Consider the following 19,443-nt stretch of genomic DNA (forward strand, 5'->3'; position numbering starts at 1 on the left):
CCGGGTAGGGGTGGGAATCAGCGCCGCGCCTGCACGGGCGTGGCCTTGGTGAGCAATTCGTCCAGCACCGTCGGGTCCGCCAGGGTGGTGGAGTCACCCAGGTTCTCCGTCTCGCCCGACGCAATCTTGCGCAACATGCGCCGCAGGATCTTGCCCGAGCGCGTCTTGGGCAGGCCGTTGACCACCACGACGCGGTCCGGCGTGGCGATGGGGCCGATGACGTGACGCACCTGCTCCTTGAGCGCGCCCACCATCTGCTCGCTGGAGGTCTCCTGCCAGTCGGGCTTCACGGTGACGAAGGCGCACACGCCGGTGCCCTTGATGTCGTGGGGGAAGCCCACCACGGCGGCCTCGGCCACGGCCTCGTGCGCCACCAGCGCGCTCTCCACCTCCGCCGTCCCCAGCCGGTGGCCGGACACGTTGAGCACGTCGTCCACGCGGCCCGTAATCCAGTAGTAGCCGTCCTCGTCGCGCCGGCAGCCGTCGCCGGTGAAGTACAGGTTGGGGAAGCGCGAGTAGTACGTCTCCACGAAGCGCTGGTGGTGGCCGTACAGCGTGCGCGCCTGCCCCGGCCACGAGCGCGCCAGGCACAGGTTGCCGCTGACGCCGTTGCCCTCGATGACGCGGCCCTCGTCGTCCAGCAGCACCGGCTCCACACCGAAGAAGGGCAGGGTGGCGCTCCCCGGCTTGCACGGCGTCGCGCCCGGCAGCGGGGAGATGAGGATGCCGCCCGTCTCCGTCTGCCACCACGTGTCGATGATGGGGCAGCGGCCCTCGCCCACCACGTCGTGGTACCAGCGCCATACCTCCGGGTTGATGGGCTCGCCCACGCTGCCGAGCAGCCGCAGCGACCTGCGCGAGGACCTCTTCACGAAGCCGTCGCCCTCCTTGATGAGCGCGCGCAGCGCGGTGGGCGCGGTGTAGAGGACGGTGGCCTTCACGTCGTCCACCACCTGCCAGAGCCGGCCGGAGTCCGGATAGGACGGCGTGGACTCGAAGAGCACGGTGGTGGTGCCGTTGGTGAGCGGGCCGTACAGGAGGTAGCTGTGGCCCGTCACCCAGCCCAGGTCCGCGGTGCAGAAGTGTACGTCGTCGGGGCGCACGTCGAAGACGTAGTGGTGCGTCGTCGCCGCGTACACCAGGTAGCCGCCCGTGGTGTGCAGCACCCCCTTGGGCTTCCCGGTGGAGCCGGAGGTGTAGAGGATGAAGAGTGGGTCCTCCGCGTCCATCCACTCGGCCGGACACACGCCGCGGTGGCGCGACATCTCCTGGTCCAGCCATGAATCACGGCCCTCCACCATGGGCACCTCGCGCGAGGTGCGGCGCACCACCAGCACGGAGGACACCTGGGTGAGCCCCTCCACCGCCTCGTCGGCGATGGCCTTGGTGGGCACGCTCTTGGGACCGCGAGGCCCCTCGTTCGCGGTGACCAGCACCCTCGCGCCCGAGTCCAGGATGCGCTCGCGCAAGGACTCCGACGAGAAGCCCGCGAACACCACCGAGTGCACCGCGCCGATGCGCGCGCACGCCAGCATGGTGTACGCCAGCTCCGGAATCATCGGCAGGTAGATGCAGACGCGGTCGCCCTTCTTCACGCCGTGGGCCTTGAGCACGTTGGCCACGCGTCCCACGTGGTGCTGCAGGTCGCGGAAGGTGATGGTCTCGTACTCGCCCGGCTCGTTCTTCGCCCAGATGATGGCGGCCTTGCCGGGGCGCTCGCGCGCGTGGCGGTCCACGCAGTTGTAGGCCACGTTGAGCTTGCCGCCGCTGAACCAGGAGAAGTCCACCTGCTCCGCGTCCACCTCGCGGATGGCCTCCGGCGGGTGGAACCAGGTGAGCCTTTGGGCCTGCTCGCCCCAGAACGCCTCGGGCTCGCGCAGGCTCTTCTCGTGGAGGGCGCGGTACTCGTCGATGCTCTTCACGTGCGCCTGGCGGGAGAAGTGCTCCTTGGGCGCGACGAACGAATCCTTCTGGGCAGTCATCGGGGGTCCTCGACGGGCAGGGGGTCAGTAGAAGAACTGGAGCTGCGCGGTGCCGGTGACGCCGGTGTCCGCGTTGGACAGGTCGCCCACGCGCGCGATGGCGACCTCGGTCCTCAGGTTGAACGTGTGCTTCTGGAACCAGACGTTGAAGCCGGGCCGGAAGATGAGCGAGTCCTGGTTCGTGACGCGCGAGTTGAAGTACTCGACGGACACCAGGGGCTCCACCTTGGCGATGCGGTAGCCCAGCTCCGCCTGGACGCCCGTGCCGCTCTGCGGGTTGTCCATGCCCTGGCGGTAGTGGAACACGCCCGTCTGGAACACCAGCTCCTGGTCATGGCCCATGGGCCAGTCCAGGAAGGTGTCCGCGGAGAAGGCCACCGAGTCGTGCACGCCCGACGCGGTGGCGATGGCGGAGGGCTGGTAGTCCGCGCCCACGCCCACGGACAGGTGCGGCTTGTCGGTGAAGTAGATGCCCTGGAAGAAGAGGTCCTCCTCGCGGGTGAGGAAGTTCCAGCGCACCATCGCCACGCCGCGCGGCAGGTCATCCGGGTTGACGGCGGGCGCGTCCTCGCGCTTGGTGCCCTCGGCGCCGTTCATGATGGCGGCGCGAAAGCCCACCGGCCCCGCGAAGCCGCGCAGCTGCACGCCCATGTCCCGCCATATCTTCCCCACCCCCGCGGTGAAGCGGATGACGCTCGAGTGGTAGTCCACCGAGTTGAGCGCGATGGCGCCCTGGAGGTTGTGGCGCGAGAACGGGGCGATGAGCATGCCCACGTCCACCCAGAGCTTGTCCGCGAACTCGTAGGACACGAACGCGTCCTGGACGAAGAAGTCGACGTTGTAGTTGTTGTCCTTGCCGAAGTTGGGCTGGTCCGTCTCCATGAAGAAGGACAGGCGCTTCGTCACGTTGCCATAGACGAGCAGCCGCACCCGGCGGATGAAGAAGTCCGTGCCCACGCCCCCGCTGGGCGCCCCGTCCTTGATGACCTGTGCCTGCGATTGGAGCAGCAGGTTGATGTTGAGGTTCGCTTCGTCGTTGATGGTTATCTTGCCTGCGATTGCGGAGCCCAGCGGGAGGAGGACCACGGCGAGCGCGACCAGGAGCGGCGACGAGCGCAGGGGGGAGGGGGGCATGCACCCTCCTTGAGCAACACTCCGGCCAACCCCGCCTCCGACAAGATTCGGGACGTTGCAGGTTGGCTCGGCGCGTCAGGGTGTTACGGAAGGTGACGTGTGCGTTACCTCGGTAACGAATCGCGCAATGCGTCGTAACGAATCGTGCACAAGCGACCTGTCGCGTCGAGGACGGTGCGGCGGTGCGTCATGCGCGGGTTCGGGGGAGGCCGAGCTTCTGGCGCTTCTCCCACAGGGCCTTGCGGCTGATGCCCAGGCGCCTGGCCAGCTCCGTCTCGCCCATGTGCTCCTGGTGCTCGAGCACGAAGCGGCGGAAGTACTCCTCCATGGAGCCGCCGCCCGTCTCCTCGGGCTCCGGCTCGGCGGGCTCGGCGGCGTCGAGCGGCTCGCCACCGGGTGGCTCCAGCGCGAGCAGGTCCGGGGTGATGACGGGGCCCTCGGAGAGGATGACGGCGCGCTCCAGGGCGTTCTCCAATTCGCGCACATTGCCGGGCCACGGGTGCGTCATCAGGGCCTGGAGGGACTCGGGGGACAGCGTCGCGGGTGGGCGGCCGATTCGCCGGCACGCCTTCTCCAGGAGGTACTTCGCCAGCACGGGCAGGTCCTCGCCGCGCTCGCGCAGGGGCGGCAGGCGGATCTCCACCACGCGCAGCCGGAAGTAGAGGTCCTGGCGAAATGCGCCCTCCTGCACGCGGCGGGGCAAGTCCCGATGTGTGGCGGCGACGATGCGCACGTCCACCTTGCGAGGCCGCGTGGAGCCCACCCGCCGCACCTCTCCGTCCTGGAGCATGCGCAACAGACGCGCCTGCGCGGGCGCGGGCAGTTCGCCCACCTCGTCCAGGAAGAGGGTGCCGCCGTGCGCGGCCTCCACCAGGCCCGCGTGCGCGGTGAGCGCGCCGGTGAAGGCTCCCTTCTCGTGGCCGAACAGCTCGCTCTCCAGGAGGCCCTCGGGGATGGCCGCGCAGTTGACGGAGATGAGGGGGCCGTCCGCGCGAGGGCTCTGCGCGTGGAGGGCGCGCGCCACCAGCTCCTTGCCCGTGCCGGACTCCCCGAGCACCAGCACGGTGGCGGGGGAGGGGGCCACCTTGCGCAGGCGCTCGAAGACGTCGCGCATCGCCGCGGAGCCGCCCACCATCCCGCTCACCGAGTAGGACTGCTCCACCTCGCGCTTGAGGGCCGCGTTCTGCCGCGTGAGCTTGCCCTCGCGCAGCACGCGCTCCACCTGGAGGAGCAGCTCGTCGTGGTCGAACGGCTTGGCGATGTAGTCCACCGCGCCCAGCTTCATCGCGTCCACCGCGGACTTCACCGTGGCGTAGCTGGTCATGATGAGCACCGGCACCCCGGGACACAGCGCGATGACGTCCGTGCCCGGCGCGCCCGGCAGCCGCAGGTCCGACAGCACCAGGTCGAAGGAGTCGAGCGCGTAGTCGCTCGCGGCCTCCTGCACCGCGCCCGCCTCGGACACGTCGTGCCCGGCGCGCACGAGCAGCCGGCGCAGCTCCGTGCGGATGATGGGCTCGTCCTCGATGACCAGGATGCGGCTCACAGGGTGGCTCCCGGGACGGGACGCGCGGGGGGCGGGTGGCTTCGCGCGTCGGGCAGGCTCACCGTCACGCTAGTCCCTCCCCCGGGCCGGTTGTCCACCTGGATGGTGCCGCCGTGCTCGCGCACGATGCCCGCCACCAACGCGAGCCCGAGGCCCGTGCCCTCGCCCGGCTGCTTCGTCGTGAAGAAGGGCTCGAAGACGCGCTGGGTGAGCTCCGAGGAGATGCCGTGTCCCCGGTCCAGCACGCGCAGGTGCACGCGGCCCTCCTGGGCCTGCGCCTCCAGCTCCACGCGCCCACCCTCGGGCGAGGCATCCACCGCGTTGGTGAGCAGGTTGACGAGCACCTGCTCCAGCCGCTGCGCGTCGCCCAGCACCACCAGCCCCTCGGCGCCGCGGTGCTCGAAGCTCACCCCGCGGGAGCGCGTCGCCGAGCGCGCCATCCGCGCGAGCTGGAGCGCCTCCGCCAGGAGCGGCCCCACCTCCACGCGCGCGAAGGGGCGAGCCTCGCCGCCCACGGTGCCGGCGTGGCTGAAGCCCACCAGCGCGCGGACGATGGCGTCGATGCGTCGGCACTGCTGGAGGATGAGCCCGGTGCGCTCCTTCACCGCCTCCGCGTCGTCCAGCTCGTACTTGAGGTTCTGCGTGAGGCTGGCGATGGCCGTGAGGGGATTGCCAATCTCGTGCGCCACGCCCGCCGCCACGCGGCCCAGTGAGGCGAGCCGGTCCTGGTGCGCGAGCTTCGCGTCCACGGCCTTCTTCTCCGTCAGGTCCTCCACGAGCAGCGCCATGCCCTCGGACGTGCCGCCGCCCTCCTCGTCGGGTGTCAGTCGGGAGCGGTGCAGCCGCAGCGTGCGCTCGGCGCCGGCCACGACGACGCGCGTCTCGGTGTCGGCCTCCGCGCCGGCCGAGAAGGCGGACAACAGCGAGCCCCAGGGCGCGGGGAGGTCCCCCAGCGGGTGGCCTCGCGAGGCGTGCTCGCGCACCCCGGACAGCCGCTCCAGCGCGGCGTTCCAGATGACCACCTCACCGTCGGGCCCCACGGTGCACACGCCCAGGGGCAGGTCCTCGAGGATGCGATTGAGGTAGCGCCGCACCGCCTCCACCGCGCGCACCGGGCCCTGCATGCCGCGCGCGTCGCGCAGGCGCTCCTCCACGAAGCGCAGCTGCTCGGCCAGCGCCGCGCGGGTGCCGGGCTCCAGCCGCAGCGCCTCCGCCACCGTGAGCCTCGCGAGCACCGGACCCAGCAGGCCGGAGAGGTTCCGCTCCACGCCGTCGCGCAGGCGGCGCAGCTCGGAGGGGCGCCGCTCGTCCGGGGACATGTCGAGCGACTCCAGCGCGCGGTCCACCTCCGCCGACGCGGCCTCCTCGCCGAGCAGGGGTGCCAGTCGCTCGCGGAACTCACGCGGCGAGCCGGCCTCCACGCCGCCGGACACGAGCCCGGGGCCTTCCCGCGTGCACGCCCGCGCGGCCTCGGTCTCCGCCTGCGATTGTCGGGTGACCAGGGACACGCCCACGAAGGCGAGTGTGTTGAGCGTCAGCGACGCGAAGGTGGAGAAGCCCCACGGCTCGTCGCTCGGAAAGCCGAGCAGCGCCGAGACGCGGTGGGTCCACGCCACCACGCCCGGCGAGGCCCACAGCGGCACCACCAGCGTCACCATCCACAGCGCCGCGCCCGCGCCCAGGCCCGCGAGCAGCCCCGCGCGCGTGGCCCGCTTCCAGAAGAGCAGCCCCAGCACGCCGGGCGCGAACTGCGCCACCGCGACGAAGGACACGAGGCCCAGGTCCACCAGCCCCATCCCCCGCGTGTCGAGCAGGCGGTAGAAGCCGTAGCCCGCCAGGATGATGAGCGCGATGAGCAGCCGCCGCGCCCAGAGCAGCCAGCCGTACAGGTGCGGCTGTCCGCGCGCGTAGCCCAGGGGCAGCACCAGGTGCGTCAGGCACATGGGCGCCAGGGCCAGCGTGGTGACGATGACCATGGCGCTGGAGGCGGACACGCCGCCCAGGAAGGCCACCAGCGCCAGGCCCGTCGCGCCGCGCGAGGCGGGCACCGCGAGCAGGTGGAAGTCCGCGGGCCAGGGCAGCCCCAGCGCCTCGCCGCTCCACAGCACCACGGGGACCGCGAGGTTCATCACCAGCAGCACCAGCGGGAAGGCCCACGTCGCGGTGGACAGCGCGTCCTTCTCGGGCGCCTCGGTGAAGGCGACGTGGTAGCTGCGCGGGGTGAGGAACGCCGCCGCGCACGAGAGCACCAGCAGGGGCGCCCACGACGCCTCCCGCGCGGGGCGCTGCAATTGCTCCACCGCCTCCGGATGCGCCTCCAGCCACGTCCACAATCCGTCCACGCCGCCGAACACCTGCGACACCGCCCACGCGCCCACGGCGACGAGCGCCACCACCTTCACGGCGGACTCGAAGGCGATGGCCAGCATCAGCCCCTCGTGTCGCTCGCGCGGGGTGAGGTGGCGCGCGCCGAAGAGGACGGAGAAGACGACGAGCACCGCGCAGAAGCCCATGCCGACGAGCGTGGGCGAGGCCGACGGGCTGAGCACCTTCGCGGACTCCACCACCGCGCGCACCTGGAGTGCGAGATAGGGGAGGCTGCCGGCCAGCATGAACAGCGTCACCGCCGTGCCCGTCGTCTGTCCCGGGTAGCGGAAGGCGAGCAGGTCCGCGAGCGAGGTGAGCTGCAGCTCACGCGTCAGTCGCAGGAGCGGGCGCCACAGCACGGGCACGAGCAGGCACGCCAGGGTGACGCCCAGGTAGATGCCCAGGTAGCGGTAGCCGTGCCGGGCCGCGTAGCCCACGCTGCCGAAGTAGGACCAGGACGTGGCGTAGACACCCAGGGCGAGCGCGTACACCAGCGGGTGCTGGGTGATGCGCGAGGAGATGAGGCCCCGCTCCGCCGCGTAGGCGACGAGGAACAGCACGAGCAGGTAGACGACGGACGCGGCGACGAGCGAGCCCAGCTCAAGCGTCATGGCCACCGCCCCGGTACGCGGCCCAACCGCCCAGGGCGATGACGCCCAGCCAGACGACGAAGGGCAGGTAGCCGGGCGCGTCCTCCGCCAACCACAGCCGCCGGAGCGGCGAGCCGAAGAGCAGCACCGCGATGGCGAAGACGAGCAGCGACGGCATCGCGGGCGCGTCCGGCTCCGTGGGGCGCTTCATGGCGGCCGAGGATAGCAGCGCGACGGCGGGTGGGTGACAATGCGGTGACACGCTTTCCTCACGAGGCCCGAGTGCCTGAGGAGGCAGCGCGTGCTCGTCGCGCATCGAGGGGGAAGCACAGGATGGCCGAAGCGAGGGCGGTACCGGTCTGGCAGACGCGACTGAAGGCGGACCCTCAGCGTCGCGCGCTCCATGGCGTCATGCTGCTGGTCTGGTGCGCGGTGGGGCTGGGGGGCCTGAAGCTGGGGCTGGACCTCCTCGTCGAGGTGCTTCGGGTGTCGTTCGACCCCGCGCCGATGGGCCTCCGTTCGGACATGCGCAACGTCCAGGCGGTGGGGCTGGTGCTCGGAGGCCTGGCGCTCATCGCCTTCCTCACGGTGTGGCTGGTGGTGGGCGTCCGCGTGGGGCGCTTCTTCCTGCGCTCGCTCTGGGGCGAGGACCAGGTCTCGATGGACACCCGAGGGGTGACGTGGAGGCGGTGGAACGGCCCTGGCAGCGAGCGGTGCTACCTGCCGTTCACCGAGGTGGCGGCCGTGCCGAAGCCCATCGGCGGCGTCGAGCTGCAACTGCACTCGGGCCGCGTGGTCCGGCTGGCTTCACTGGGGCTGTCGTCGGAGCACGATGCGCTGTGGAAGATGCTGTGCACGCTCTCGGAGCTGGGGCCCACGCCGCTGGAGCCCGAGAAGAGCGTGCCCCGGGGGAAGGAGACCCTGACGCTCCCGGATGGCGTCGTGGTGCTGCGCGACGACCGGGGGGATGTGGCACGCAAGGCCTGGGTCCGCGGCGGGGTGGCGCTCCTGCTGATGTCCTCGGCGGCGATGGTGGGCTGGCGTCAGTCCATCGATGGGCTCACGGTGGAGGACACGCTGCTCGCGGTGGTGCTCGTGGCCGCGGCAATCTGGGCGGGGCTGAACGCGCTGCCCACGCTCCAGGCGCGATGGGAGTGGGAGCTGCGCCCGGGTTCACTGGAGCGTGTCTGGCATGGCCTGGGGACTCCCGAGCGCGTGCGTCATCAGGTGAAGTGGCTCGAGCTGCGACGGACCGAGAGCGAACATGACGGGAGCACGTGGGAGGTGTTCTCGCTGTGGATTCGCACGGGCTCGGGCCAGATGGAGCTGTCCCAGGCCGGCTCGCAGCGCTCGCGCATGGAGCACCTGGGCGATTGGCTGGCGCCGCGCCTCGGCGTGCGGTTCAAGCGAGAGCTCGAGGAGTAGGGACGCCAGAGGATGGCGCTCCCCGGGACGAGGCTGCTAAGCCGGACGGGACATGGCCGAGGACACCCCCTCTCAGTTCGCCGAGCTCGCGCAGTTCACCCTGGACCGTGCCTCGCTCCGCCGGCTGCCCGAGTCCTTCTGTCGTCGCAACCAGGTCGCGGTGCTGGACAAGGTGGACCCCCAGGCTGACGGCGCGCCGGTGACGGTGGGCATGACGAACCCCGACCAGCCCTCCGTCCTGGAGCTCATCACCGAGTTCCTGCGCAGGCCGCTGCGCGTGGTGCGGCTCAACCCGTATGAAATCGAGTCCGCGCTGGAGGTGGGCTTCGGCGCGGGGCCGCGTGTCACCGCGGACGTGGTGCTGACGCCCGGCACGCGCATGTCGAGTCCGCCCACCACGGTGGAGCTGGTGGAGCACGTGCTGGTGAGCGCCGTGGAGTTGAAGGCCTCCGACATCCACGTGGAGAGCTACTTCGACGACGTGGACCTGCGCTATCGCATCGACGGCATCCTCCACCAGTCGTACACGGACATCGACCCGCGCTCGCTGCCGGGCGTCGTCAGCCGGGTGAAGGTGCTGGCGGGACTGGACATCACGGAGCGCCGGCGCCCCCAGGATGGGCGGCTGCGCGCGCTCGTCGAGCGGCCCGAGGGGCGCAAGGTGGTGGATTTCCGCGTCAGCGTGGTGCCGAGCCCCGCGGGGGAGGACGTCGTCATCCGCATCCTCGACGCGAGCGTGGGGCTGGTGCCGGTGGCGCAGCTGGGCATGTCTCCCGCGATGCAGGCCGTCTTCCTGCAACTGCTGGCGAATCCGGAGGGACTGGTGCTCGTCACCGGGCCCACGGGCAGCGGGAAGACGACGACGTTGTACTCGGCGCTGGCGCAGCTGAACGACGGGCTGAAGAAGATCGTCACCGCCGAGGACCCCATCGAGTACTACGTCCCCAAGGTGAACCAGAAGCAGGTGACGCCGCAGATGCCGTACGCGACGTTGCTGCGCGCGCTCTTGCGCCAGGACCCCAACGTGATGCTGGTGGGCGAGGTGCGTGATCTGGAGACGGGCAGCATGGCGCTGACGGCCGCGGCCACGGGGCACGTGGTGCTGGGCACGCTGCACACGGCGGACGCGGTGGGCGCGGTGGCGCGCCTGCGCGGCCTGGGGCTCGACGACGTGGACGTGGCGGACTCGCTCCTGGCGGTGCTGACGCAGCGACTGGTGCGGCGCATCTGCGCGCAGTGCACCGTGGACATGCGGCCCACGGACGAGCAGTCGAAGCTGCTGGGGCGGCTGTTGAACGGCGTGCGCACGCAGGTGGGGCAGGGCTGCGCCGCGTGCAACCACACGGGCTACAAGGGGCGTCTGGGCATCTTCGAGCTCCTGGTGGTGGACCCGGACCTGCAGGACCTCATCGCCCGGGGGGAGCCCACGGTGCACCTGCGTCGGCACGCGCGGTCCCATGGGCTGCGCACGCTGGTGGAGGACGCGCTGGACAAGGTGGACGCGGGCATCACCACGGTGGCGGAGCTGGTGCGCGTGGTGCCCTATCGCCACATCCTCACCACGCGGGACGAGCGCTACGGCCAGGAGTCCGACGAGGAGGCATGAGCGCGCTTCGTCGTCGCGGACGTGACAGCGGGGTGACAGACTTTTCATCGTGGGCACGGGCCTTTGTGACCGGGGCACACGGAGGCTCATCAGGAGGCATCGCGTGACGTGGCTCACCCAGGAAGGCGAGGTCTGGCGGGCGAGGTTCGGGCCCTCCGCGCACTCACGGGTGATGATGGGGCTCGGCTGGGTGTTCTGGACGGTGGGGTGGTTGGCGGGGGTGGTGGTGCCCGGCGCGGCGCTCGGGAAGCTGGTGCTCGCGCTGCTGAGGTCCGTCCCGCTGGCGGTCGATGCGCCGCAAGGCTTCACGTCGAGCTGGGGCGCGGTGCTGGCGGTGCTGTTCCTCGCGCTGTGGTTGTGCGTCTGGGTTCCGGTGGGCCTCGTGGCGCAGGTGGGGCTGCTGTGGGCGATGTTCGTGCGGGAGGAGGTGACGGTGGACCCGCGAGGGGTGACGCGCCGCTCGATGGTCGGTCCGTGGGGGCGGTCCACGCGGATCGACTTCTCCGGGCTCGTGGATGTGTATCTCCGACGTGAAGGCCAGGCGGTGATGGGGCTGCGGCACACGGGCGAAGAGGTGGCTTTGTCCCAGGGGGGAACGGCGGAGCAGCATCAAGCGCTGTGGGCGCGGATGCGGGAGGTGTCGGGGGTGGGGGGGCCCGTCTCGGAGCTGAAGCACGTCGCGCCGATGGGGCGGGAGGTGGTGGCCGTGGAGGGAGGTGTCTGGGTCCTGCCGGCTCGGACGACCCGGGTCCGCTGGGCCTGGGTGCAGGGGGTGTTGGGGATGGTGTTGCTGCTGTCGATGCTGCTCCTGGCCTGGCGGCAGCTCTTCGACGGGACGAGCGTCGTGGCCTTGTTGCTGATGGGGGTGCTGGGAGGGCTGGCGGCGTGGATGCTGCGGTTCGCGTTGTGGACGCTGCGAGGCGTCAATGCCTGGGAGGTGCGTCCGGGGGCGCTGGTCCGCAGGTCGCGAGGGCTGGGACGCATTCACGCGGTGCGCTATCCGGTGGAGCGGCTCGAGGTGACGCGGCGCCGTCAGGATTCGGAGGACGGAGGGGACATCGTGTTCTCGCTGTGGCTGCGGTCGGCCGAGGGCTCGTTCGAGTTGATGCGGGACACGGTGGACCGGAGGCCGGTGGAGCACCTGGGGCACTGGCTCGCGCATCGGCTGGACGTTCCCCTGCGACTCAAGGCGTTGGGGGCGGGGTGGGAGGATTCGGTGACGAGAAGACTCGACGCGTGACGGGGGTGCCCGCAGAATCGCGCGCGTGAGAGCGCTGGGGGAGTCGCGATGATGACGGTTCAGGAGTTGCGTGCGTTGAGCTCGCGGCTGACCGAGGCCTTCTTCTGCAAGCAGGTGGGGCCGTTCGTGTTGGTGCAGAAGCCGCCCAGTCCGGTGATGGCGCAGCTGGCGCTGAAGATGGGCGCGGCGCGCACGACGATGGCGCGGGACATCCCCAGCCTGGAGCGACAGCAGGTGGCGCTGTGGCTGCACTTCGACGCGCTCACGGTGGCGACGCTGCCGCCGGTGGGCGGACAGGACGTGCTCACGGTGGGGCGGCAGCCGGACTGCGACCTGGTGGTCAACGAGCCCTCGGTGTCCAAGCGTCACGCGAAGCTGTGCTGGTGGGGGCCGTCCGCGGGTTGCACGGTGGTGGACCTCAAGTCGAGCAACGGCACGTTCGTGAACGCCCAGGAGGTGGAGTCCGGGGGGGAGATGCACCTGCGGGACGGAGACCTGCTGGGGTTCGGCGACGCGACGTTCGCGTACCTGCTGGCGCCGTCCTTCTACGCGAAGATGAAGCGCGTCGGGACGTGAGACGGAGTCAGCGTGACACGCGTCCGCCTATCTCCGGGAAGCGCTCGTAGGTTCGCAGGAGCGTCTCCAGGTGGGCGGGGTTGTCGTAATCGAGGGGTGTGTCCGTCAAGCGCACCACCCACCCGCCCGAGGCCGTGCGCCGTGCGCGTGTGAGCAGCGCGGCATCGTAGCGAGGGTCTGGGAACCCAAGCATGCTCGCGGTTGCCGCGGACCAGTAGTTCACCCATCCGAGGTAATGCGGGAGCTCGGGGGCGCGGAGGTGCCAGGGCAGGTGGAGCATGGGGAGCCCACGGCGCGAGCGCTCAGGCCCATCGGGTGAGCGACGGAACTGTTCGGAGATTTCCAGGCCGTAGTCATCCGGTGACGCATGTCCCCAGTAGGCCTGGGCACCTTCCGCCACGGCTTCGAGCACGTCCGTCGCTGCCTGGGGTCCCGCGACATCCAGTGGCAGATTGGCATGCACCTCGAAGCTTGCCTGACCACCAGGACCAAGGCGTGCTGATTTCTGGCGACCCGAAATCATGACCGGGTGACGCTCGTCCCCGTTGCACAAGAAGGGGAGCGGCTCCTCTTTCGTCGCTTCCGAGAGCCATTCGTCGCGACGCGGCAACAGGGACATCTGGCGCGTCTTGGTGACGGTCTGCTCCAGCCGGAGCCCAGACAACGCGCGCTCCATCCCGCGGACCACGGCGAGTGCACGGCCGTCGGTTCGCTCGAAGGTCGTTCCATGCGTGATGAGGACGAGTTGCTTGTTCTGGGTCATCGTGGGCACCCCGTGACGACGATTTCGAGGGCGGGGTCCTTGCTGAGCAGGGCCCGCCGGTGCTCCGGGGTGCTCACGCCAACGATGAATCCGTATCCGCAGGCATTCGCGGTATCGAGTTCCTTTTGCAGTTGCACGAGCTCCTTCGCGAGTTCCTGCTCCTGGATGAAGCCATTGTACGTGTCGAAGCGGTGGGTCTTGATTTCCCACAGCACGCGCGCGCCGACTTGCAGTGCATCGAAGCGAATCCCGTTCACGCTCACGTCCATGCCGGGGTACCGATTGGGTGGGAAGCTGTCGGCACAGGCATTGTGGGCCACATCCTTGGAGGCACGTGGCACGGGAACGGGCTCGCAGTGGGGATGGCGCGAGCGGCCCACGGGCAGAGGTGGCACAGGCGGTGGTGCGCCCTGCTCCTCGGGATCCCACTCAGGCTTCCGGTTGCCTTCTGCTGCTCCGAGCGTCTGCGTCGTTCCGGAGGTATCTCCCGCTTCCTCGGCGTAGCCGTGTCGTAGCTCATGCACCTCCAGTGCATCGTGAATGGCCGCGGCGACCACCACGACACCCAGGACGATGATGGTGCCCACGATGATTTCGGGGGCCGCCAGGACACAGAGCCCGAGCGCCACGGCGGCGGCGCCAGTGGAGGCCACCGAGCATCTCCCCGTGGTGTCACGGAACTCGAGCCGGTCATGGTCAAGGGCCCGATAGCACCGCTCCGCGAGCAGGGGCCACGGCTGGGAGGCTTCGCGAACGGCGCACCGGCCCTGGTCCATCCACGGCAGCGAGGCCGCTCGCTGGAGATTGGCGAGCCGTGGGCTCCGGGACGTGCGCTCCCGAGGCTCAGGTGCCGACGTCGCGCAGGCCGACAGGAGCAGCACAACCACGGCGCAGGCGCCGAATCGCAAGGCGACGTCCTTTCGGGGGGGGAACCCCATGCTACCGCCAGCGTCAGCCGCCTCGCGCCAGTTTCGTGAGCAGGAGGTGGACCGCCGGTAGGATGCCGCGTGGGCTCGCGGATGTGCCCGGCAGGAGGACATCAGACGTGGAAGCGACGTCGGACGACTTTGGACCGCCGAGAGACGAGCAGGAAATCTCCGCCGTGTCGGACATCTTGATGCATGCCTATGCCATGACGCCCGCGGACTGCGCCGCGTGGCGACAGCGCCTGGACTCCAACGACCTCCGACTGCTGCGCGAAGGTGGCAAGGTCGCCGGCACCCTGGTCTCCATCCGCAAGGGACAGTGGTTCGGCGGACGCAGCGTGCCCGTCGTCGGCGTGGGCGGCGTGGGTGTATCCCCTGTCCACCGCGGACAGGGCACCGCCAGTCGCCTGATGACCCGGCTGGTCCAGGAGGCCCGTGCCTCCGGTGCCGCGCTGTCCATCCTGTACCCCGCCACCCAGCCGCTCTACCGGCGCGCCGGCTACGAACAGGCTGGAGCCCGCTATGAGATCCGCGTGCAGATGGCCGCGCTCGAGATGGGCGAGCGCACGCTGTCACTCCGCGCCATCGAGCCGCGCGATGAGGCCGCCATCTCCGCCTGCTACAACCGCGAGGCGAGCCTCCGCCCGGGCTGGTTGGACCGCAGCGAGTTCTCGTGGACCCGCGTGCGAAACCCCCGCTCCGAGCAGGTCCACGGCTATCTCGTCGAGGGCGCCTCCGGCATCGAGGGCTATGTCTACCTCGCGCGCAGGCCCCTCAAGGATTTGCGCCAGGAACTGGCCCTGACCGACCTGGTCGCCAGCACCCCGGCGGCGGCGCGCCGGCTCCTGCGCTTCCTCGGTGACCACCACTCCCTGGGCACGGAGGTCGTCTGGTACGGCGGCCCGGACGACCCGTTCCTCCTGCTCCTTCGCGAGCAGTCGTACACCGTGAAGGTCTACATGCACTGGATGGCGCGCGTGCTCGACGTGCGGCGCGCGCTCGAGTCGCGAGGCTGGACGCCGGGGCTGTCCGGCTCGCTGCACCTCGAGGTGGCCGACGAGCTGTTCGAGGAGAACCGCGGTCGCTTCGTGCTCGACGTCCAGGACGGCGTGGGCCGCGTGACGCGCGGAGGCGAGGGCCGGCTGAAGCTGGACATCCGCCAGCTCGCGACGCTGTACACGGGCTTCCAGTCCGCGGCCGCGCTGCGCTCGGTGGGGCTCGTGGAGGCGGATGACGCCTCGGTGCGCTCGGCGATGGCCCTGTTCGGCGGCCCCCAGCCGTCCCTGCGCGACATGTTCTGACACGGCAGGCCCGCCAGGGGCCCGGGTGGCTACCGCCCCGAGGGCAGGAGGTGGTAGGAGCCCGGGACCTCATTCGTGGAGGAGCGGTCCATGCGGGCGTTCGTCACCGGCGGTTCCGGTTTCGTGGGCAGGTATCTCCTGGCGGCGCTCAAGTCGCGCGGCGAGCCGGCGCGTGCCCTGGCGCGCTCGCCCGTCGCCATGTCCACCGTGGCGGCCGCCGGAGGCGAGCCCTTCGAGGGCGACCTGTCCGACGTGGACGTCCTCGCGCGCGGCATGCAGGGCTGCGACACCGTCTTCCACTCGGCCGCGCTGGTGAAGTCGTGGGCCCCTCGCGCGGAGTACTACGAGGCCAACGTGCGCGGCACGGAGCGTGTCCTCGAGGCCGCGCGCGCAGCAGGGGTGCGGCGCTTCGTGCACGTCAGCACGGAGGCGGTGCTCGCGGACGGCACGCCCCTGGTGAAGGCCAACGAGTCCTGGCCGCTCCCCGAGCGCCCCATCGGCGACTACCCGTCCACCAAGAACGAGTCCGAGCGCCGGGTGCTGAGCGTGAACTCGGCGGACTTCACCACCGTGGCGGTGCGGCCCCGGTTGGTGTGGGGGCTCGGCGACACGTCGGTGCTGCCGCAGATGGTGGACGCGGTGCGCACCAAACGCTTCAAGTGGGTGGGAGACGGGCGCTACCTGAGCTCCACCTGCCACGTGGTCAACTGCGTGGAGGGCATGCTGCTGGCCGCGGAGAAGGGGCGGGGCGGCGAGGCGTACTTCCTCACGGACGGGGAGCCCGTGGTGTTCCGGGACTTCGTCACCGCGATGCTCAAGACGCAGGGCGTGGACCCGGGCACGAGCACGATTCCGTATGGCCTGGCGGCGGTGGTGGCCACGGTGGCGGACCTCGTGTGGGGGACCTTCGGGCTTCCGGGCCGGCCGCCGCTCAGCCGCACCGAGGTGCTGCTCATCGGCCGCGAGGTGACGGTGAGCGACGAGAAGGCCCGCCAGGAGCTGGGCTACGAGGGGCGGATGCCGCGCGCCATGGGACTGAAGGAGATGGAGGCGGCGTTCCAGGAGAAATCGTCACAGGCCGCCTGAGGCGCGCCGGGTGCGTGTGCGGTAGCCTTGTGGGCGGCCAGTGCACCGGGAGGATGGGCCATGCGTAGGTTCGAGTTCGTCGAGGGAACCAGCTCCAAGTTCTGGCAGCCGGAGGTTCAGGGCAACGTCTTCATCGTCACCTTCGGCCGCATCGGCACCGCCGGGCAGCGCAAGGAGAAGGCCTTCGCCGACGCCGCGAGCGCGCAGAAGGAGTACGACAAGAAGGTCGCAGAGAAGGTGCGCGAGGGCTACCAGGAGGTGACGGAAGGGGGCGCTCCCGCCGTCGCCGTGGCCGCGCCTCCCGCCGCGCCGAAGCAGACGCCGCTGCCGCGCCGCGTGCCCGTGGCCACGCCGACGCAGGCGACGCTGGACGCCGCCGCCGAGGCGCTCGCGGGGCTCCGGGCCCGCCTGGGCTGGCGCAGCTGGGAGGTCACCTCTCGCGCCCGTCGCGCGCGCAGGGCGCTCAGGGCCCTGGGCGGCGTGGACCCGGCCGCGCACGCGCAGCTGGCCCCCGTCTTCGAGGCGCTGATGAAGCGCGTGGTGGCGACTCCGAAGGAGGGGCGCTTGCCGCTGCGCCACGCGCTGGGGTTGTTGAGCGAGCTGGACGTGGCCGCCTTCAGCCGCGCGGTGGCGCTGTGGAAGTCCGCGCCGGAGTCGGGCGAGCTGGGCATGGTGCGCCGCGCGGACTCGCTGGGCGAGCCGGAGCTGGCGCTGCGGCTGGGGCTGCTGTTGGCGGAGCGCCCCGGGTTCAAGGGCAGCGCCTCCGAGGAGGGCTGGGCGAAGCGCTGGAATCAGTTGCGGCCGCACGTGGAGAAGAAGCTGTCCGAGTCCGGCGGCTCGCTGTCCGAGTGGGTCAAGGGCGTGAGTGCGGGAAGCGAGACGCCGCTGGCGGGACGACTCTCCCGGCTGGAGGCCTGAGGCGCGACATGCTGGATGGGGGACGCGGCGGCACATGACACCCAGGGTTCTCATCGTCGTCGGCTTCATCGCCGCGCTGGGTGGGGTTCTGTACCTGACCTCGGAGCGGGGGCCCCGGTCGACGGAGGTCCCGGAGGCGGGGACGCCGCTGCCCACCTCGGTGTCCCGGCCCTCGAGGCCGGGCAAGGTGGTGGACGTCACCTTCCTCTACAGCACGGAGAAGAAGGACTGGGTGGAGGCGGCGGCGCGGGACTTCGAGCGCGCGAACCCGTCCATCCGTCTGACGTTGGTGGGGCGAGGCTCGCTGGAGGCCGCGCAGGCCATCCTGGAGGGCCGCGAGCAGCCCACGGTGTGGAGCCCGGCGGACAGCGCGGTGTTGCGGATGCTCGCGTCGGACTGGGCGACGGACGCCACGCGTCGGCCGTTGTTCGCGGAGGCCGGTGAGCAGGCGCCGCGTCCGCTGGTGATAACGCCGTTGGTGTTCGTGGTGTGGGCGGACCGGGCGGAGGTGCTGCGCAAGGCGAGTGGTGGCGGCGCGGTGTCGTGGAAGGTCCTCCAGAAGGCGGTGACGAGCCCTCGGGGCTGGCCGGCGATTGGGGGCAAGGGGGAGTGGGGGTTGGTGAAGCTGGGCCACACGGACCCGACGCGCTCGAACTCGGGGCTGCAGGCGTTGCTGCTCGCGACGCTGGAGTACTACGGCAAGCGGGGTGGGCTCACGGTGGAAGACCTGCTGGACCCGGGGTACCAGGATTGGATGAAGGCGTTGGAGCGGGGGGTGACGCGCTTCGAGGCCTCGACGGGGACCTTCATGGCGGACATGGTCCGCTTCGGGCCTTCGCGCTACGACATCGCGGTGGTGTACGAGAACCTGGCGATTGCGCAGGTGTCGCAGGCGCAGGGGCGGTGGGGTGAGCTGAAGGTGTCGTATCCCGCGCTCACGTTGTGGAGCGACCACCCGGCGGCGGTGCTGCAGGGGGACTGGGTGACGCCCGCGCAGAAGGACGCGGCGCTGGAGTGGCTGCGCTATCTGCACAGCCGGCCGGTGCAGGAGCGGGCGCTCCAGTTCGGCTTCCGGCCGGCGGACCCGGCGGTGCCGTTGAAGACCGAGGACCCGGACAATCCGTTCACGCGGCTGGCGTCCCACGGAGTTCAAGTGGACGTGCCGCCCGTGGCGGAGGTGCCCGAGGGCCCCGTGGTCAGGGATTTGTTGATGCTCTGGTCGCGCGTGCTGACGTCGGGCCGGTAGGGACAGCGTCTACCGCGTCGGCAGCGCGCGGAAGGTGAGGCCCTCCAGGGCGAGTTGGCTCACTGCATCGCGAAACCGCTCCGTGCAGATGACCATCGTGGCGAAGTCGCCCAACCGGAACAGGTCCGCCTCGGTGGGGAGGGTGGCTGCCTCCAGGATGGGCGCATCGGGCCAGCGGAAGGACTGGCGTCCGCAGGTTGCGCAGGCCGGAGGCGTGTCCGCGGGGAGGCTGCTCGGGTGCAGCCGGCCTGTCGGTCGAAGCTGAAGCTCCAGCAGCTCGGGGGGGTTCTTCTGCCGGTGTCGGAGCTCGGTGCGGCAGCCGACGAGTCCACGGACTCCGGCGGCGCGAAGTTGTTCCAGGACCTCCGACCGGAGGAGGAGTCTGATTCCTCCGACCCAGGCCAGTGGACCGAAGGCGCCGAAGGCCTGACCCACCAGCGGGCCGAAGTGCGTGCCGGGTGGAAGCTCCGCTTGGGGAGGTAACAAGGGACGCACCAGCTCGCGCAGTCGGTTGAGCTCGGCGAGAGGTTCCGGTCGAGGTCGCTCGAATGCGCGGTGCTCGGCGAGGCCCGAGAGGTCGACGGAGGGATGGTCATGCCCCACGTCGCTCCAGGTGGCGCCGCACGCAGGGCACTTCACTCCGGGAAGTCGCCACCGATGCGTCGCATCGACTTCCCCGCCGTGCTTGGCGGTGGCCGCCCTGTCCTCGCCCAACAAGAAGTAACGGCTCATGCGTG

Annotated in this window: 16 protein-coding genes; 8 read left to right on the forward strand and 8 right to left on the reverse strand. The window is 70.7% G+C overall.

Annotation, left to right across the window (positions count from 1 at the left end):
- Positions 1-17: 17 nt before the first annotated feature.
- The 5 genes from acs to VZQ01_RS29250 all read right to left on the reverse strand — a co-directional run bounded on the left by acs (position 18) and on the right by VZQ01_RS29250 (position 7,830).
- On the reverse strand, positions 18-1,982 hold the full coding sequence (acs, locus tag VZQ01_RS29230) for an acetate--CoA ligase (protein WP_223781707.1): 1,965 nt from the start codon (positions 1,980-1,982) through the stop codon (positions 18-20).
- Positions 1,983-2,006: 24 nt separating this feature from the next.
- Positions 2,007-2,939: a porin gene (locus VZQ01_RS29235; RefSeq protein ID WP_426745281.1), complete on the reverse strand. Its 933-nt coding sequence runs from the start codon at positions 2,937-2,939 to the stop codon at positions 2,007-2,009.
- Positions 2,940-3,303: 364 nt separating this feature from the next.
- Positions 3,304-4,662 carry a sigma-54-dependent transcriptional regulator gene (locus VZQ01_RS29240; RefSeq protein WP_426745282.1) on the reverse strand — a complete coding sequence of 453 codons (1,359 nt, stop codon included), beginning with the start codon at positions 4,660-4,662 and terminating at the stop codon, positions 3,304-3,306.
- Entirely contained in the window at positions 4,659-7,640 is a 2,982-nt protein-coding gene (locus VZQ01_RS29245; protein ID WP_426745283.1) for an ATP-binding protein, read from the reverse strand. Before VZQ01_RS29245 ends, VZQ01_RS29240 begins: the two co-directional genes overlap by 4 nt.
- Positions 7,630-7,830, reverse strand: a complete 201-nt coding sequence (locus tag VZQ01_RS29250; RefSeq protein ID WP_046715727.1) for a hypothetical protein — start codon at positions 7,828-7,830, stop codon at positions 7,630-7,632. Before VZQ01_RS29250 ends, VZQ01_RS29245 begins: the two co-directional genes overlap by 11 nt.
- 122 nt (positions 7,831-7,952) lie before the next feature.
- Here VZQ01_RS29250 and VZQ01_RS29255 point away from each other — a divergent pair, with 122 nt between their 5' ends.
- From VZQ01_RS29255 to VZQ01_RS29270, 4 genes are all read left to right on the forward strand, one after another.
- Positions 7,953-9,044 (forward strand): hypothetical protein, encoded by a 1,092-nt coding sequence (locus tag VZQ01_RS29255; protein WP_426745284.1) that lies wholly within the window; start codon positions 7,953-7,955, stop codon positions 9,042-9,044.
- Positions 9,045-9,096: 52 nt separating this feature from the next.
- Complete coding sequence (locus VZQ01_RS29260) at positions 9,097-10,650, forward strand: GspE/PulE family protein (RefSeq protein WP_426745285.1); 1,554 nt, start codon at positions 9,097-9,099, stop codon at positions 10,648-10,650.
- Between the two features lie 103 nt (positions 10,651-10,753).
- On the forward strand, positions 10,754-11,890 hold the full coding sequence (locus VZQ01_RS29265) for a hypothetical protein (protein ID WP_426745286.1): 1,137 nt from the start codon (positions 10,754-10,756) through the stop codon (positions 11,888-11,890).
- 48 nt (positions 11,891-11,938) lie between these two features.
- Entirely contained in the window at positions 11,939-12,466 is a 528-nt protein-coding gene (locus VZQ01_RS29270; protein WP_141332062.1) for an FHA domain-containing protein, read from the forward strand.
- A gap of 7 nt (positions 12,467-12,473) precedes the next feature.
- Here the strand turns inward: VZQ01_RS29270 and VZQ01_RS29275 are convergent, their stop codons facing one another.
- Both VZQ01_RS29275 and VZQ01_RS29280 read right to left on the reverse strand, forming a co-directional pair.
- On the reverse strand, positions 12,474-13,229 hold the full coding sequence (locus VZQ01_RS29275; protein ID WP_426745287.1) for a DUF5953 family protein: 756 nt from the start codon (positions 13,227-13,229) through the stop codon (positions 12,474-12,476).
- A complete protein-coding gene (locus tag VZQ01_RS29280; protein WP_426745288.1) occupies positions 13,226-13,882 on the reverse strand; it encodes a DUF6310 domain-containing protein in 657 nt (218 codons plus the stop codon). The genes VZQ01_RS29275 and VZQ01_RS29280 overlap by 4 nt, the downstream gene beginning before the upstream one ends.
- A gap of 392 nt (positions 13,883-14,274) precedes the next feature.
- Here VZQ01_RS29280 and VZQ01_RS29285 point away from each other — a divergent pair, with 392 nt between their 5' ends.
- The 4 genes from VZQ01_RS29285 to VZQ01_RS29300 all read left to right on the forward strand — a co-directional run bounded on the left by VZQ01_RS29285 (position 14,275) and on the right by VZQ01_RS29300 (position 18,706).
- Positions 14,275-15,456, forward strand: coding sequence for a GNAT family N-acetyltransferase (locus VZQ01_RS29285; RefSeq protein WP_223781715.1), 1,182 nt, complete (start codon positions 14,275-14,277; stop codon positions 15,454-15,456).
- Between the two features lie 90 nt (positions 15,457-15,546).
- Positions 15,547-16,542 carry an NAD-dependent epimerase/dehydratase family protein gene (locus VZQ01_RS29290; RefSeq protein ID WP_267699778.1) on the forward strand — a complete coding sequence of 332 codons (996 nt, stop codon included), beginning with the start codon at positions 15,547-15,549 and terminating at the stop codon, positions 16,540-16,542.
- A 60-nt stretch (positions 16,543-16,602) separates the two neighbouring features.
- Entirely contained in the window at positions 16,603-17,460 is an 858-nt protein-coding gene (locus tag VZQ01_RS29295) for a WGR domain-containing protein (protein ID WP_223748063.1), read from the forward strand.
- Between the two features lie 34 nt (positions 17,461-17,494).
- Entirely contained in the window at positions 17,495-18,706 is a 1,212-nt protein-coding gene (locus VZQ01_RS29300) for a substrate-binding domain-containing protein (protein ID WP_223781718.1), read from the forward strand.
- A gap of 9 nt (positions 18,707-18,715) precedes the next feature.
- On the opposite strand, the gene sitI6 is transcribed toward VZQ01_RS29300, so the two are convergent.
- Entirely contained in the window at positions 18,716-19,438 is a 723-nt protein-coding gene (sitI6, locus tag VZQ01_RS29305) for a SitI6 family double-CXXCG motif immunity protein (RefSeq protein ID WP_223781719.1), read from the reverse strand.
- Positions 19,439-19,443: the final 5 nt, after the last annotated feature.

Origin of the sequence: Myxococcus faecalis (assembly GCF_050039385.1) — a bacterium.
Lineage (GTDB): Bacteria > Myxococcota > Myxococcia > Myxococcales > Myxococcaceae > Myxococcus > Myxococcus fulvus.